The organism is Plantactinospora mayteni, from assembly GCF_016862935.1.
GTDB classification, from domain to species: domain Bacteria; phylum Actinomycetota; class Actinomycetes; order Mycobacteriales; family Micromonosporaceae; genus Plantactinospora; species Plantactinospora mayteni.
The window spans coordinates 170303-185401 of the sequence record NZ_BONX01000007.1; the positions used below are offsets into that span (position 1 = coordinate 170303).

A 15099-nucleotide genomic window follows, 5' to 3' on the forward strand; every position below is an offset into this window, starting at 1 on the left:
CCCGGTTACTCCCGGTACTGGGAGAAGCGTTGTCAGTGGCTATCTCCTGGCGAGAGTGGCCGTGAAATTGGCGCCGAGGTGGGTGCCGTAGGTATAGGCGGCTCTTCCATCCGGCAGCATCCGCAGATGTACCTCGGTGTGCACCGCACAGGAGGGTCCGCCGAGCGCTCGTGCGGTGCCGCTGGTCCGTTCCATCTCGAGTTCGAGGTCTTCCGGTTGGCTCCCCACCAGCTTCAGTTTCCCGGCGCACCACGTACCGTCGCTGTCCAGGACGTCGTGGCGGTACGTCCCGACCGTGGCGCCCTTGCCCTTGGTCGCCGTCAAGGTGATCTTCAGGGCGTACCTGTCGGTCCTCTTGTCCGTGTGGTAGGCGGTGCCGGTCCAGGTGCCGCGCAACGGGGCTGGCACCACCAGTTCCGCCGGGTCGTCGGGGATCTCTACGGGTGCGTCGCCAGCGGCTGGTCCGGTGGGCGGGGAGGCCGGGGCCACGGACGCGGAACGGGAGGCGCCAGGTGTGGCACTGTCCGGGCCGTCACCGTCGAAAAAGCCACCGACCAGGCCCCAGATCCCACCGAACGCGGCAATCAAGATGAGGACTCCTCCGATGACGCCACTCAGCGCATGGGCCCGTCGGGTGAAGCGTGCCGATCGGGTCTCTTCGCTGTCCGCCATGGCCGTCTCCCCTGGCATCGGACCGTCGACATCAAAGGTAGGCGATGTCGGCATCCGGCCCGGCCAAGGGCGGCCAGGACAAACGGATCAGACGATCAGCGATGCGCGCCGAACGGCAGCGGCGGGCCGGGTCACGCCTCGACAAGGTCCTTGAGAAGCGCCTGTGGGGCGTCGTCGACCTCCCCGGGCGGCGGTGCCTGGGCGGTCACCGGCTCTCCCCAACTGTGGTAACTGAACCTGAGCATGGCCAGCTCCGGCACGACGCTCGGTACGTCGATCTCGATCCAGCTCCATCGGCCCTGAGGTTCGGTGAAGACCTCGAACGGAACCGCGGTCAACCGCTCGGTGAACTCGTTGAGCGCCCGCCCGCCGGCCCGTCCCGACCGGGTCAGGTCGATGGTGCCGAGGAAGGTGTGCCCGCCGTCCCGTTTCGCGTTGACGATGCTCTTCACCAGGGTGATGGCACCGCTCGGGTCGTCCTCCGGCATGAAATCCAGCGCACTGCCCTTCGCGACGCTCCCAGCCGGGATCCGCAGCCACTTCCGCGGCAGTCCTGGCAAGCCGGACAACCTTGTGTACTGGTCCTGCTCCACCCGGATCAGCTCGACCACCAGAGTCTCGCCGTCGACCTGGTCCAGTTCCATCCGCAGGGTGCCCTTCCGGCCGACCGGATCCAGCCTGGCCTCCGACGTCACTCCCGGCGCACGCATCGAGATTCCGATGGTCGTGGCGTTCATCCGCGCCGCCGACTCCGCCAGCTTCTCCAGTGCGGTGAGCTGCCTCGGGGTGGTCTCGACGGGCGCGGGTTGCCCGTCCGCCCGGCCCGAGAGCCCACAGCCATTGAGGGCCAGGGCGAGTGAGACGACGACCGCCGTCAGCGCCATAGAGGTATGCCGGCGAGTTCCCATCGAGGGGCTCCTTCCGCTACCGCGCCCTCGGCGCTGGGACCAGGCGGCCCGGATCCTATCCCTGTGCGGGCTACCCGCTCGCTCTCTAGGGCGGAGAGGATGTCAGGTCAGTAACCCACCGCCGATGGTACCGGCAGGCCCGCCTCGTATCCCACGGCGAAGGCTTCCAGCGCCGCGTCGGTGCCGGCCCGGTCCCCGGTGGCGAGCAGGTCGAGCAGCAGTCCCCGGATCACCGCCAGGCCGAGCCGGGCGTGCGTCCGGGCCACCTCGGCCGGTACGCCCCGGCGGGCGGCCAACTCGACGTTGAGGTCGAGCCAACTGTCCACGACTCCCTCCAGTAGTGCCGTGGTGCCCGGATAGCCCTGCACCGCCTGCCCGTACAGCTCGAAGAAGAGCCGCTCGTACGGCCAGACTGCCGGATCGGCGAGCCGCCGCCACATGCTCCGGATCGCGTCCGCAGGCGCGGTGGCCGGGTCGAAGTCCACACTGGCCAGTGCGGCCCGCTGTCGGCGCTCGATCTCCCGGACCACCTCGACGAGCAGTCCCTCCTTGGATCCGAAGTGGTAGATCAGCATCCGGTGGCTGGTGCCGAGGTCCGCCGCCAACCGGCGCAGGCTCAGCGCGCCGACGCCCTGTTCGGCGATCCGGTCGACGACGCGGGAGAGCAGTTCTTCCCGTACTCCAGCAGGCATGTACCATACGGTACACGTACCAGTTGGTACAGGAGCGGAGGAGGGCGCGACGTGGCACGGAAAGAGATCGACGTGCGGGTGCACACCACGGCCAGCCCGGCGGTGGTCTACGCGTTGCTCGTCGACGGGGCCGGTTGGCCCGGCTGGTCCCCACTGGGCTCCTTCGAGTTGGAGCGCCCCGGCGCGGACGAGCCGGAGGGGGTCGGCGCGATCCGGGTCTTCCGGACCGGCCGGACGACCAGCCGGGAGCGGGTGGTCGAGCGGGTGCCGGACCGCCGGTTCAGCTACGAACTCCTCTCCGGGCTGCCGCTGCGCGACTACCGGGCCGACGTCGACCTCACCCCGGAGCGCGGCGGCACCTCGATCCGCTGGCACTCCACCTTCTCCGCCAAGCTTCCCGGCACCGGCTGGTTCTACCGCCGGGTGCTCGGCCGGTTCATCGGCCAGGTCGCGGCCGGCCTCGCCGCGCACGCCACCGCCACGGCCACCCGCCCAAGCTGATCCCGCTCGGCCTGCCACGGCCACCCGCCCAACTGATCCCTGCGCCCAACCTGATCCCCGCCACGGCCCGCCACGGCCACCCGCCCAAGCTGATCCCCGCGCCGGGCCCGCAACGGTGCCGGTCGCCGGGCCGGATTCGGCCGGCCGCCGATCGTGCGTCAGTGGACCGTCCGCTGGACCGGGATCCCGGGCAACAGCGCGGCCACCCGATCCGCCGCCGGCTCGTTGTCGATCTGCCGGAACAGCGCGTACGCGGCGGACCACGCCGACCCGGCGGCCGGGTCGTCGTCCACAGTGGCGTACGCCTGTCCGAGTACGGTCAGCGCCCGCGCCCGGAGGAAGTGGAACCGTGGCTCCCCGAGCAGTTGGAGCACCCGGCGCAGCAACGCCACCGCCCGACGGGGACGGCCGTCGATCAGCTCCAGTTCGCCGAGCCCGGCCAACGAGATCGCCTCGCCGAACGCCAGCCCGTCGGCCTGACTGCGGGCCAGCGCCACCGCCAGGGTGTGCCGGGCGGACGGATGGCCGAGTACGGCGTAGAGCTGACCCAGCCGAGCCAGCGCGTACGTCTCCTGCACCTCGTCGCCGGTCTCCCGGGCGACCGCCACCGCCTGCCGAAGGTATTCCTGGCCCGGCTCGGGCCGGTCGAGTTCCCCGTACGTCAGGCCGAGCAGGGTCAGCGCGGTGCTCTCGTCCCGGCGGGCCCCCATCTGGCGAGCCAGGTCCAGGTATCGGTGCCCGAGGTCCCGGGCGACCTCGTCGCGTCCCTGTTCCCGGCTGATGATGGCGCGCTGCGCCAGCGCGTGGCACTCGCCGAGCTGGTAGCCGGCGGCGGTCGAGATCGACAGCGCCTCGGCGAGCAGCGGTGCCGCCTCCGCGTGCCGGCCGCTGACCCGGTAGACGTCGGCGCAGAGCCAGAGCGCGTCCGCCACCCCGCGCGGCTCGCCGACCAGCCGGAAGATCCGCAGCGCCGCCTCGGCCGCGTCGAGCTTGTCCCGCAGTTCGACGCCGGGCCGCGAGGTCCACAGGTCGGCGAGGTTGCGCAGCAGTACCGCCTCACCGCGCAGTTCCCCGGCCCGCCGGCAGGCCCGCAGCGCCGCCTGGTGGAGCTGCCGCGCCTCGTCGTGCATGCCGCGCAGTTCGTAGCAGGGCTGGGTGGTCGCGGCGAGGTTCCAGGCGAGGTCGGCCAGGTCGAGCCCGGCGGCCTGCCGGATCGAGGCGACCAGCGCCGGCCGCTCGCGGTCGAACCAGCCGACCGGATCCGCCACCGGTCCGGCCGGGGCGGCCGGCGGCCAGCGGCGGGCCGGACCGGAGATCCGGGCCAGGGTACGGGTCGGCAGCCGCTCGTCCGCCGCCTCCGCCCGGGTCAGCCACGCCCCGAACGCCCGCTCCAGCGCGGCCCGCCGGACCTCGTCGGACTCCTCGGCGGCGGCCCGCTCCCGGGCGAAGAGCCGGACGAGGTCGTGCATCCCGTACCGGGGCTCGCCGCCGGCCGGGTCGAGCAGCTCCAGCAGGCACGCGTCGACCAGCGACTCCAGCAGGCTCTCCGCCTGGACCGGCGGCACGTCGAGCATCGCGGCACCGGCCCAGGCCGGCACGTCGGGCGCGTCGAGCAGGCTCAGCAGCCGGAGCATCCGGCGGGCCGGCTCGGCCAGGGCCCGGTAGCTGAGCCCAAGGCTGGCGCGTACCTCCAGGTCGTCGGTGGCGAGTTCGTCGAGCCGGCCGAGTTCGTCGCGGAGCCGTTCGGCGAGCTGCCCGAGTCGCCAGTGCGGCCGGGCGGCGAGCCGGGCCGCGGCGATGCGTACCGCCAGTGGCAGGTATCCGCAGAGCCGGACGATCTCCGCCACCGCGTCGGGTTCGGTGCCGGCCCGGTCCGGCCCGACGATCCGCGCCAGCAGCTTGATCGCCTCGTCCGGCGCGAAGGTCGCCAACCCGAGGTGGGCGGCGCCCTCCAGCCCGGTCAGCCGAGCCCGGCTGGTGACGATGAGCGCGCCCGGAGCGCCGCCGGGGAGCAGCGGCCGGACCTGCGCGGCGGACCGGGCATCATCGAGTACGACCAGCAGCCGCCGATCGTGCACCGCGTCCCGGAACTGGCCGGCACGTTCCTCCAGACTGTCGCTGTGCAAACTGTCGGGGATCCCGAGGACCCGCAGAAAGCGCCCGAGTACGGCGAACGCGTCCGCCGGGTCCGGCCAGGTGCCCCGCAGGTCCGCGTAGAGCTGCCCGTCCGGGTACTCCCGGCGCAGCCGGTGCGCCACATACCAGGCCAGGCTGGACTTCCCGACGCCGGCCGGCCCGGAGAGCGCGACGACCCGCAGTCGGTCGGCCGGACCGGTGAGGCGGCTCTCCAGCCAGCCGACGGCATCGTCGCGGCCGGTGAAGTCGGCGACGGTCGGCGGCAGTTGGTGCGGGCGGGGCGGGGTCGACACCGGCGGGGCGGCCTCGGTGCCGCCGCCGGACGGGCTGGCCAGTTCCGGGTCGGTGTGCAACATCCGCAGATGCAGCCGGCGCAGTTCCGGGCCGGGGTCGACGCCGAGGGTGTCGGCCAGCCGGTGCCGCAGCCGGGTGTAGTGCTCCAGCGCGTCGGCCTGCCGGCCGCTCCGGTACAGCGCGAGCATGAGCTGCCCGGCGACGCGCTCGTCCAACGGATGCTCACCGGCCCGCCGGGTCAGCTCCGGCAACAGCGTCGCGTGCCGTCCCTGGCGCAGCGCGATGTCGCAGCGGTCGAGTTCGGCGGCGAACCGCTCCTGCCCCAGCGCCGTACGCAGGGCGCTGAGCCACGGCGTCTCCAGGTGCGCGAACGCCTCGCCCCGCCACAGCCCGAGCGCCTCGTCGAAGAGCCCGAGCGCCCGGCCCTCGTCCGACGTACTCCGGGCCTGCCGGACCAGTCCCCGGAACCGGTGCAGGTCGACGGTGTCCGGCTCGACGGCCAACTGGTAACCGGCCGACCGGCGCAGCACCGTGACGCCTCCGGCGGGGGAGAGGCAGGTGCGCAGCCGGGAGAGGTAGCTGTAGAGCGTCTCGCGGGCCCGCTGCGGGCGGCGGTCGCCCCAGACCCGGTCCAGCAGTTGGTCGACGGAGACGAGTTCGTTCGCCTCGACCAGGAGCGCGACCAGGACGCAGCGCTGTCGGGCCGGGCCCATCTCGATCCGGTGCCCGTCGACGCGGACGTCGATGTCGCCGAGCAGCCGAAACTCCAGCACCGTCCGCGAACCTCCGCCTGGTCGGGGCAACCCTGCCCGGTGTCGGGTTGGACGACCGGTTCAAGGATCACACAACGACCGTCCGTGGCGAATTCGCCGCTCGGGGTGTCCCGCATCCCAGTGAGGCCGGCGACGGACCCGGCTGGCGACCGAGCCGGCTGGCGACGGACCCGGCCGTGACGAGCCGGCTGTTGACGAGCCGGCTGCGACGAGCCGAAACCGGCTGGTCGGTGCGACGGGTCCGCGTGGTCGCCGTGCCGGGGTCATTTAGTATGGCGCCGGCTGTCCGGAGCGTATCCCCGGGCCAGGATCACCGGCGTCGCTCGGTTGTCGGCGCAGTGGGCATTTTCGTGGAGGATCACATGAGCACCGGAACCGAAACCTTCGAGTTCCAGGCCGAGGCGCGTCAGCTACTCCAGCTGATGGTCCATTCGATCTATTCGAACAAGGACATCTTCCTGCGGGAACTCATCTCCAACGCCTCGGACGCGCTCGACAAACTACGGTTGGCGGCGTTCGCCGACAAGGAGCTGGCGGTCGACACCTCCGACCTGCACATCGCCATCGAGGTCGACCGGGAGGCGCGTACGCTCACCGTCCGGGACAACGGCGTCGGGATGTCCCGGGACGAGGTCGTCATCCTGATCGGCACCATCGCCAAGTCCGGCACGGCGGAACTCCTGGAAAAGATCAGGGAGACCAGGGACGCGGCCGGCTCGCAGGACCTCATCGGACAGTTCGGGGTCGGTTTCTACTCCAGCTTCATGGTCGCAGACAAGGTCACCCTGCTCACCCGGCGCGCGGGCGAGTCGACCGCGACCCGCTGGGAATCCGACGGCGGGGCCACCTATGCGGTCGAGACGGTCGACGAGGCGCCGCAGGGCACCTCGGTGACCCTGCACCTCCGGCCGGAGGACAAGGAGGACCAGCTCTTCGACTACACCGCCGAGTGGAAGATCCGGGAAATCGTCAAGCGCTACTCGGACTTCATCGCCTGGCCGATCCGGATGGCGGTCGAGCGGGCCGACGACGACGGCAAGACGACGAGCGAGACCGAGACGCTCAACTCGATGAAGGCGCTCTGGGCGCGGTCGAAGGACGACGTCAAGGAAGACGAGTACAAGGAGTTCTACCGGCACCTCAGCCACGACTGGACCGACCCGCTGGAGACCATCCACATGCGGGCCGAGGGGACCTTCGAGTACGAGACGCTGCTCTTCATCCCGTCCCGCGCACCGTACGACCTCTTCATGCGGGGCGCCAAGCGCGGCGTGCAGCTCTACGTCAAGCGGGTCTTCATCATGGACGACTGCCAGGAGCTGATGCCCGAATACCTGCGCTTCGTCAAGGGCGTGGTGGACGCGCAGGACCTGTCGCTGAACATCTCCCGGGAGATCCTCCAGAAGGACCGGCACATCCAGTTGATGCGCCGCCGCCTGGTCAAGAAGGTGCTCTCCACGGTCAAGGAGATGCGGGCCAACGACGCCGAGCGCTACAAGACCTTCTGGTCGGAGTTCGGCAAGGCGGTCAAGGAGGGCCTGCTCGACGACTTCGACAACCAGAGCACGATCCTGGAGATCTCCTCGTTCGCCTCCACCCACGACCAGGAGCAGTTGACCACCCTCGCCGAGTACGTCGAGCGGATGAAGGACGGGCAGACCGACATCTACTACTCCACCGGCGAGTCCCGCACCATGATCGAGAACTCGCCGCACATGGAGGCGTTCCGGGCCAAGGGCTACGAGGTACTGCTGCTCACCGACCCGATCGACGAGATGTGGGTCTCCTCGGTGCCGGACTTCGACGGGAAGAAGTTCCAGTCGATCGCCAAGGGACAGGTCGACCTCGACTCCGAGGAGGAGAAGGAGAACGCCGGCCCGGAGCGGGAGCAGCAGGAGAAGGACTTCGCCGACCTGCTCGGTTGGCTGACCAGCCAGCTCGCGGAGAACGTCAAGGAGGTGCGGCTGTCGTCCCGGCTGACCACCTCACCGGCCTGCATCGTCGGCGACGCCGAGGACATGACCCCGACCCTGGAGAAGATGTACCGGGCGATGGGGCAGGAGGTGCCGGCGGTGAAGCGGATTCTGGAACTCAACCCCTCGCACGCGCTGGTGAGCGGGCTGCGGGAGGCGTACGGGCAGCGCAAGGACGACCCGACGGTCGCCGAGACCGCCGAACTGCTGTACGGGATGGCGCTGCTCGCCGAGGGCGGCGAACTCGGCGACCCGGCCCGGTTCACCCGGCTGCTCGCCGAGCGGCTCGCCCGTACCCTCTGATCCCGGCTCGGTTGGCCCGGCCGGCGCCAGGCCGCCGGGCACCACGCGGGGCGGCCCGGGAGGCCAGGCACCAGCTTGGCGCCCCGGGCCGCTGGGCGAGACCAGCACCTGGCGCGTCGACCGTCCCCCTGTCAGGCGACCGGAAAATCCGTCGATCCGGTGCTGACCTCTGCGTATAGTCTGGCTGCTCGGTACGGCCGGGCGGCCCGGGTGCCGGGTCGAGACGCTGGGGAGGTCGTCGCGTCCAGGGAAGTCGAGCGCAGGCTCATCGCCTCGAACAAGAAGGCGCGGCACGAGTACGCGGTCCTGAAGACGTACGAGGCGGGGATCGCGCTGCGCGGCACCGAGGTCAAGTCGCTGCGGGCCGGGCAGGCGTCGCTGGTCGACGCGTTCGCCCAGGAGCGCGACGGCGAACTCTGGCTCTACGGGCTGCACATCGCGGAGTACGCCTACGGGACCTGGACGAACCACCAGCCGAAGCGGATGCGTAAGCTGCTGCTCCGGCGAGTGGAGATCAACAAGATCCTGGACCGGATCCACGATCCCGGCCTGACCCTGGTGCCGCTGTCGCTGTACTTCTCGAACGGCTGGGCCAAGGTCGAACTCGGCGTCGCGCGCGGCAAGCGGTCCTACGACAAGCGCCAGGCCCTGGCCGAGCGGGACGCCAACCGGGAGATCGCCCGGGAGTTGGGGCGCCACCTCAAGGGCATGTCCCGGCGGTCCCGGGCGTCCGCGCCGCCCCCGGCCTGACCGTGCAGCTCTGGGCGACGAGCTGGGCGTCGATGCCGCAGCTCGCCGAGCCGCACAACATGCCGCCGCCACCATTCACCGAGCACGACCGGGTGCTCGCCGACAGCACGCTCCGGCAGACCATCCGGGTGTCGGCGGCCGGATCGCGGATCCGGTTGCGCCTCTCCAACGCGTTCGGCGGGGCGCCACTGCCGATCACCGCCGCCACGGTGGCGCTGCCGGCGGGGGGCAGGGCCGGGGTCAGCGCGATCCGGCCCGGCAGCGCACGGCCGGTCACCTTCAGCGGTCGCGCGTCGGTGACCGTCCCGGTCGGGGCGCAACTCGTCTCCGACCCGGTCGACCTCGCCGTGCCGGCCCGGGCCAACCTCACCGTGACGCTCTATCTCGCCGAGGGGCAGGCGTCGGAGCGGGTCACCTCGCATCCCGGCTCCCGGACCACCTCCTACCTGCTGCGCGGCAACCACGTCGCGGAGTCGACGCTGCCCGGCGCCACCCCGGTCGAGCACTGGTACCTGCTCAGCGGCCTGGAGGTGCCGGCCGGGTCCGGCACCAGGGTCGCGGTGCTGCTCGGCGACTCGTTGACCGACGGGCGCGGCTCCACCACCAACGGGAACGACCGCTGGCCCGACCAGCTCGTGGACCGGCTGCACGGGTACCACCCGACCGGGGAGGTCGCGGTGGTGAACCAGGCGGCGGGGGGCAACCGGGTACTCGACGACGGGCTCGGGCCGAACGCGCTGGCCCGGCTGGACCGGGACGTACTGGCGCAGAGCGGCGTCGCCTGGCTAGTGGTGTTCGAGGGGGTCAACGACATCGGCACCGCCGAGGCCACCGAGTACGCCCAGCGGGCGGTCGGCGACGACCTGGTCACCGCGTACGACCAGATCGTCACCCGGGCGCACGCGCAGGGCATCCGGGTGTACGGCGCGACGCTGACCCCGTTCGGCGGCAACCCCGACTACGACGACCCGACCGGGCTTCGGGAGGCCACCCGCCAGGCGGTCAACGAGTGGATCCGCACCAGCGGCCGGTTCGACTCCGTGATGGACTTCGATCGTGCCGTCCGGGATCCGGTGCACCCCCGTCGACTGCTCCCGACCGCCGACACCGGCGACCACCTGCACCTCAACCCGGTCGGCTACCGGATGCTCGCCGACGCCGTCCCGGCCCACCTCTTCGAGTGCTGAACCATTTTCAATCTCCCCTTTGCGGTTAGCCGGACCGCTAGGTCGGACGCGGTGCGTGCGCGCCACGCGGGTTCAGGGTGAAGAGGCTCGGTCACCTGGATCGTTCAGCGCGCGTCCTGACCGGGTGCGGGCTCGACGAGGGTCTCCAGCCAGGCGGCCGGCGCCGTCGTGTGTTCGGCGGCGATCGGGGTCGGCCCGCCGAGCGCCCGCTGCCAGTCGGGGGCGGTCGCGCCGCGTAGCGCCCGCTGCCAGGACACCGCCCGGCCGACCTTCGCCACCCGCAGCGCCAACCGGACCGAGTGTCGCAGGTCGGCGCGGTCCCGCAGGTCGGTCCAGGGTTCCAGGTATGCGTCCCGGAGCCGGGACAGTTCCGGACCGGCCGGGTCGACACCGAGTTGGTCGGCGGCGACGCCGAGGGCGACGAGCAGACTGCCGAACGGGTGGGCCAGGCAGGCGTCGCCCCAGTCGAAGAACCGCATCCCGGCGGCGCCGACGAAGACGTTGCCGTCGTGCAGGTCGTCGTGCTGGATCGACGCCGGCAGCCCGTCGTTGGCCAGGTCGGCGCACCAGCAGTCGTACTCGGGCAGGAGCGTGACCAGGGCGGCCCGGTGCGGCTCCGCGAGCCGGACCGTCGGATCGGCCAGCAGCCCGGCCAGCGCGGCCGGCATCCGCGCCGGCCGCAGGTCCGGCACGCCGAGCCCGACCAGCCGGTCGGCGTGCGGGGCCACCGCACGTTGCAGACCGGCGTACGTCCGCAGCAGCTCCGCCCAGCGGACCGGGCCGGGCCGCCCCGCCGCCGTCTCCCGCAGGATCGTCCCGCCGTCCGGCCCGAGTAGCCAGCCCCGGTCCCGGTCCACGGCCAGCGGCGGTACGACCAGGTCCGGCACCCAGCCCGCCAGAGCCTCGACCACGGCCGCCTCGAAGCCGTTGCCCGGCACGTTCGCCTTGAACCACATCCGGCCGGCGCTGGTCTCCACGCGCCGCACTATCGACCAGGCGCGGACCCGGACGGTGTGCACCGGACCGGTGCCGGCGATGCCCCGCTCGGCCAGCCGGCCCGTGATCCAGGCGTCGCTCTCGGCCCGCCAGCCAGCGCCGAGCCGATCCTCCGCCGAGGTCTCCACCGTCACGCCGTCACGCTAGTGCGCGGGGCGTCGCCGCGCACCGGGTTTCCCCGGTGGCAGACGGGGATGGTCGGTCAGGTGCCTGACCAGCCGAAGTGTCCGACTGCGGCCACCGCCAGGCCCAGGAAGGCGAGGGGGAAGGCGATGTTGTGGAACACCCGCGCCCGGACGTGGGCGACAATCGCTCCGACGAAGAACAACACCAGCCCGACGGCAGCGGCCAGACCAAGCAGCGGCACTCCGAGGAGTCCGAGTACGAGTCCGGCGACGCCGGATCCCTCCAGGAACGCGAGGTAGGGGATCCAGCGCGGTTCCAGGCCGACCTCGGTGGAGTTCCGCATCACGAACTGTGCCCGGACGACCTTCGCGACCACCTCGAGGGCGTTGGCCAGGATGCAGCCGACGGTGGCGACGAGCAGCCCACCTTCGAGTACGGCGATCACCGGGAGTACCGCCCCAGCACGGTGAGCGGCTGCGGGGGTACCGGCGCACCCGCCCACTCCGCGACCCTGGTCCGGAACGCGAGGGTCGCCGGGATGTCGAGGAGCGGGTTGGCGTTGCTGTCTACGAGCCGCAGGGACAGCAAGAACTCGGCGCCGTCACCGACCCGCGCTGCGGTGTAGTGGATGCCGGTCGGAGCGGCTTCTTCGACTGCGGTGAACAGCTTCTTGATGGCGTCTTCGACTTCCGGGATCCGTTCGGCATCGGTCCTGAAGCGGACGATTTGTACGCTCATGCGTGGCTCCTCCAGAAACGCGCTCGTCAGGTTGTTGGCCTCTCGCCCTCCTGACGCTGTGCACGCGCGAAAGGTGACCCCCCATCCGTGAGACACCGTTCCCCCCGCTGCGGCGGGCGGTCCGGCGGCGCGCGGGAATGTTCCAGCGAGTAGCGGCGAGTAGCGGCGGGACGGTTCGGGTATGGATCACGGCATGAGTGAAGAGCCGAGTGACCGGGTCGAGAGCCGGGCCGCCCACCTGCTCCCGGAGGAAGCGGCCGTGGGCAGCGACGACCCGGAGGCGCAGGCCGCGGCCGTGCTGGCCGAGTCCGATCGGCGCGAGGCCGGCGCGGCGGTGCTGGCCGAGTCCGATCGGCGCGAGGCCGGCGCGGCGGTGCTGGCCGAGTCCGACCCGCGGACGACGGAGTCGGAGCGCCGGATCGCCGAGGCAGCCGCCGCCCCGGACTCGTTCCTGGAGCGGCGCAGCTCGGCCCAGACGGTGACCCCGGATCAGACGCCCGACTCGGATCAGACGCCCGACTTGGATCAGACGCCCGACTCGGAGCTGACGGCGAACTCGGAGCCGCCGGACTGACGGCGGGCCAGGATCACGTCCTGTCGACGTTCACCACGGCGCGGAGGTCAGCGGGAACTCGTCGAACAGCAGTACCGGGGCGTCCGGGTCCCGGGTGTCGAACCGGTAGGACCGGACCACTCCGGCGGTCGAGTCGAGGATCGAGAAGACCGTGATGTCGTCGCTCGCCACGTACGGCAGCGGGGCACCGGTCGGCCCGGTCAGCGGCGCGATCGTCGGGACGACCGGCACCAGCCCGCCCGGATCGCCCTGCCGGACGTTGTCCGGCCCCACCGGGAGGTCCCGGGCGGCACCGGACGACACGTCGTACGCGCCATAGTTGTTACCGACGTTCGAGGTCTCCAGCCAGTTGACCCCGGCCGGATTCCGGAACCGGTTCCACAGGTGCGCGTGCCCGTTGTGCACCAGGTGCACTCCGGTGGCGGAGAAGAGCGGTTCGAGGTCGCGCAGGATGTGGTCCTCGGCCAGCGGGTACGCGTACCGGATCGCGGTGACCGCCCCGGTGGCCGGATCGCGCTCGACGGTCCGCACCGGGTCGGTGTACGGCGGCGCCGAGTTGCCACCGAGCCCGTGACTGGGATGGTGGAACATCACCACCCGGAACCGTGCCGCACGGGCCTCGGCCGAGGTCAACTCCCGCTCCAGCCAGCGGTACTGCGCGGAGTCCCGGTGCACCGGCTCGAAGATGAACTGGCCGTGTCCCCACCGCTCGGGGTGGGCCAGGTCGGCCACGTCCTCCTGGAACTTGCCCCGTCCGACCGACACGTGCGGGCGCCAGATCGACGTGACGAAGAGCGTCACCAGGTGTACGTCGCCGATCGTCCGGGACCACCAGCGCGGACCGCCCGCCGCACTGCGCGGGTACGGGAACAGTTCCTCGTACGTCGTGACGTCCCAGGACCGCCGCCCGAGTTCCACCTCGCCGAGCCCACCCGACCCGTCGAAGCCACCCGACCCGTCCGACCCACCAGACCCGTCCGAGCCGGTCGACTGGTATCGCTCGCGGGCCACGTCCCGGGGCTGCGGGTCGTTGAACTGGCTGTCCAGGCTGGCGGTCTCGGACCACCGGCCCATCACCTCGTGGTTGCCGATCGCCGGGAAGATCGGGGTGTACTGCAACAGTGGCGCACCCCGGTAGGTCCGGCCGGCGATCGGTGTCTCGGCCCGCCCGGTCATGCTGGCGAAGAAGGCGGGACCGGTGGCCGCGTCGAACCAGTCGCTGGCCCGGTCACCGACGTTGACCATGTCGCCGGCCATCAGCACCCCGTCCAGCCGTACGCCGACGGTCTCGGCCACCTTCTCCAGGTTCGCCGCCGTCATCGCCTTGAGCTGGTGGTCGCTGGTCAGCAGCAGCCGTACGCCCGCCCCGGCCAGCACCGCCGGAGCGAGCGAGTACGCCCCCGTGACGGTGGCCCGACCCGGACCGTGCAGCGCCACCACCCGGTACGGCGTACGGCCGGGCGGCAGCCCGGTGACCCGGGTCAGGTGCCGGTACACCGGTCGGCGGGTCACCGTCGGATAGCTCCGCCCCGGCACCCGGGACTCGGCATCCTCCCGGGTACGGGACAGCGGCCGGGTCTCCGCCACGAACCGCCGCCACCCCGGGCCGGACGGCTGGTCACCGGAGGCGGCGTCCCGGGCCTGCCGGGGCGACATCCCGGCCACCCCCGGGCCGACCAGCACGAACCCGCCGCTGCCGGGCTCCTCGGTGTGCCAGACGACCCAGGCACCCTCCGGGCCCGGATCCAGCAGATACGGTTCACAGAGCAGCGGTGCCGAGTATTCCGTCATCGCGGACAGTCAACCATCCGCTCCCCGGCCGGCGAAGATCCGGTCCGCCTCCGCGCTCACCCGCAGTCGGAGCGGTCCCCGGCACGGCGGGCCGGCGCGGATCAGATGGCGGTGGCGCGGGACACCTTCCACTCCCCGCCGACCCGGCGCAGTTCCAGGACCACCCGGTTCTGGTCGACCTTCTCGCCGTCGGTGTTGGCGTTGCGCCGGTACTGGTTCAGGTAGACCAGCAGCTCCACCTCGGCCGTCTCCGCCCGGATGACCCCGCTGGCGGAGACCTCCGCGAGTACCACCGCCTGCTCGGAGACGGCCGTCGACTTCAGCGCCGAGGTCGTCTCGGCATACTCGTCGGCGAATGGGCCGGTCACGAAGGCACGTCCGTTCGCCACGCTCGCGTCGAAGCTGCGGTAGTCGTAGGAGAAGATCGCCTTCGCGGCGGGACCGGCGGTGGCCAGCGCCTGGCGTACCGCGGAGTCGCGTTGTTCGGCCTGGTGGTGGGCGTACCAGGCGGTGCCGGCCGCCGCGCCGGCGAGCACGGTGGCGACCGCGAGTGCGAGGTGCAGGCGGCGCCGCGCGGGGGCACGGTCGGAGCCCCGTTCCGCGCCGTCGGCCGCCGACTTTTCGGCGGTACGGCGTCCGGGGCGCAGCCGTCGGGCGAGCGTGGCGATGGTCGTTCGCATCGGGA

Annotated in this window: 14 protein-coding genes; 5 read left to right on the forward strand and 9 right to left on the reverse strand. The window is 71.8% G+C overall.

Annotated features, from left to right (window positions below; all coding sequences use genetic code 11):
* Window positions 1–39 precede the first annotated feature (39 nt).
* The 3 genes from Pma05_RS06500 to Pma05_RS06510 all read right to left on the reverse strand — a co-directional run bounded on the left by Pma05_RS06500 (window position 40) and on the right by Pma05_RS06510 (window position 2272).
* Complete coding sequence (locus Pma05_RS06500) at window positions 40–588, reverse strand: hypothetical protein (protein ID WP_203856372.1); 549 nt, start codon at window positions 586–588, stop codon at window positions 40–42.
* Window positions 589–803: 215 nt separating this feature from the next.
* Complete coding sequence (locus Pma05_RS06505; protein WP_203856373.1) at window positions 804–1580, reverse strand: hypothetical protein; 777 nt, start codon at window positions 1578–1580, stop codon at window positions 804–806.
* Window positions 1581–1687: 107 nt separating this feature from the next.
* A complete protein-coding gene (locus tag Pma05_RS06510) occupies window positions 1688–2272 on the reverse strand; it encodes a TetR/AcrR family transcriptional regulator (protein WP_203856374.1) in 585 nt (194 codons plus the stop codon).
* A 51-nt stretch (window positions 2273–2323) separates the two neighbouring features.
* Here Pma05_RS06510 and Pma05_RS06515 point away from each other — a divergent pair, with 51 nt between their 5' ends.
* On the forward strand, window positions 2324–2773 hold the full coding sequence (locus Pma05_RS06515; protein WP_239311784.1) for an SRPBCC family protein: 450 nt from the start codon (window positions 2324–2326) through the stop codon (window positions 2771–2773).
* Between the two features lie 158 nt (window positions 2774–2931).
* On the opposite strand, the gene Pma05_RS06520 is transcribed toward Pma05_RS06515, so the two are convergent.
* Window positions 2932–5976 (reverse strand): AfsR/SARP family transcriptional regulator, encoded by a 3045-nt coding sequence (locus tag Pma05_RS06520; RefSeq protein WP_203856375.1) that lies wholly within the window; start codon window positions 5974–5976, stop codon window positions 2932–2934.
* 362 nt (window positions 5977–6338) lie between these two features.
* On the opposite strand from Pma05_RS06520, the gene htpG reads away from it, so the two are divergent.
* The 3 genes from htpG (at window position 6339) to Pma05_RS06535 (ending at window position 10189) form a co-directional block, all read left to right on the forward strand.
* A complete protein-coding gene (gene htpG / locus Pma05_RS06525; protein WP_203856376.1) occupies window positions 6339–8252 on the forward strand; it encodes a molecular chaperone HtpG in 1914 nt (637 codons plus the stop codon).
* A gap of 210 nt (window positions 8253–8462) precedes the next feature.
* Window positions 8463–9002, forward strand: coding sequence for an SsrA-binding protein SmpB (gene smpB / locus Pma05_RS06530; RefSeq protein WP_203856377.1), 540 nt, complete (start codon window positions 8463–8465; stop codon window positions 9000–9002).
* A gap of 32 nt (window positions 9003–9034) precedes the next feature.
* Complete coding sequence (locus Pma05_RS06535) at window positions 9035–10189, forward strand: SGNH/GDSL hydrolase family protein (protein ID WP_203856378.1); 1155 nt, start codon at window positions 9035–9037, stop codon at window positions 10187–10189.
* 104 nt (window positions 10190–10293) lie between these two features.
* Here Pma05_RS06535 and Pma05_RS43410 read toward each other — a convergent pair whose 3' ends face one another.
* The 3 genes from Pma05_RS43410 to Pma05_RS06550 all read right to left on the reverse strand — a co-directional run bounded on the left by Pma05_RS43410 (window position 10294) and on the right by Pma05_RS06550 (window position 12049).
* Window positions 10294–11319 (reverse strand): phosphotransferase, encoded by a 1026-nt coding sequence (locus Pma05_RS43410; RefSeq protein ID WP_203856379.1) that lies wholly within the window; start codon window positions 11317–11319, stop codon window positions 10294–10296.
* A 68-nt stretch (window positions 11320–11387) separates the two neighbouring features.
* Entirely contained in the window at window positions 11388–11756 is a 369-nt protein-coding gene (locus tag Pma05_RS06545; protein WP_239311786.1) for a DoxX family protein, read from the reverse strand.
* A complete protein-coding gene (locus Pma05_RS06550; RefSeq protein ID WP_203856380.1) occupies window positions 11753–12049 on the reverse strand; it encodes a hypothetical protein in 297 nt (98 codons plus the stop codon). The genes Pma05_RS06545 and Pma05_RS06550 overlap by 4 nt, the downstream gene beginning before the upstream one ends.
* 193 nt (window positions 12050–12242) lie before the next feature.
* Between Pma05_RS06550 and Pma05_RS06555 the strand changes: the two genes are divergently transcribed.
* On the forward strand, window positions 12243–12623 hold the full coding sequence (locus Pma05_RS06555; protein ID WP_239311789.1) for a hypothetical protein: 381 nt from the start codon (window positions 12243–12245) through the stop codon (window positions 12621–12623).
* Between the two features lie 30 nt (window positions 12624–12653).
* On the opposite strand, the gene Pma05_RS06560 is transcribed toward Pma05_RS06555, so the two are convergent.
* Both Pma05_RS06560 and Pma05_RS06565 read right to left on the reverse strand, forming a co-directional pair.
* Window positions 12654–14414: a metallophosphoesterase family protein gene (locus Pma05_RS06560; RefSeq protein ID WP_203856381.1), complete on the reverse strand. Its 1761-nt coding sequence runs from the start codon at window positions 14412–14414 to the stop codon at window positions 12654–12656.
* A 101-nt stretch (window positions 14415–14515) separates the two neighbouring features.
* On the reverse strand, window positions 14516–15094 hold the full coding sequence (locus tag Pma05_RS06565; RefSeq protein WP_203856382.1) for a hypothetical protein: 579 nt from the start codon (window positions 15092–15094) through the stop codon (window positions 14516–14518).
* Between the last annotated feature and the right edge of the window lie 5 nt (window positions 15095–15099).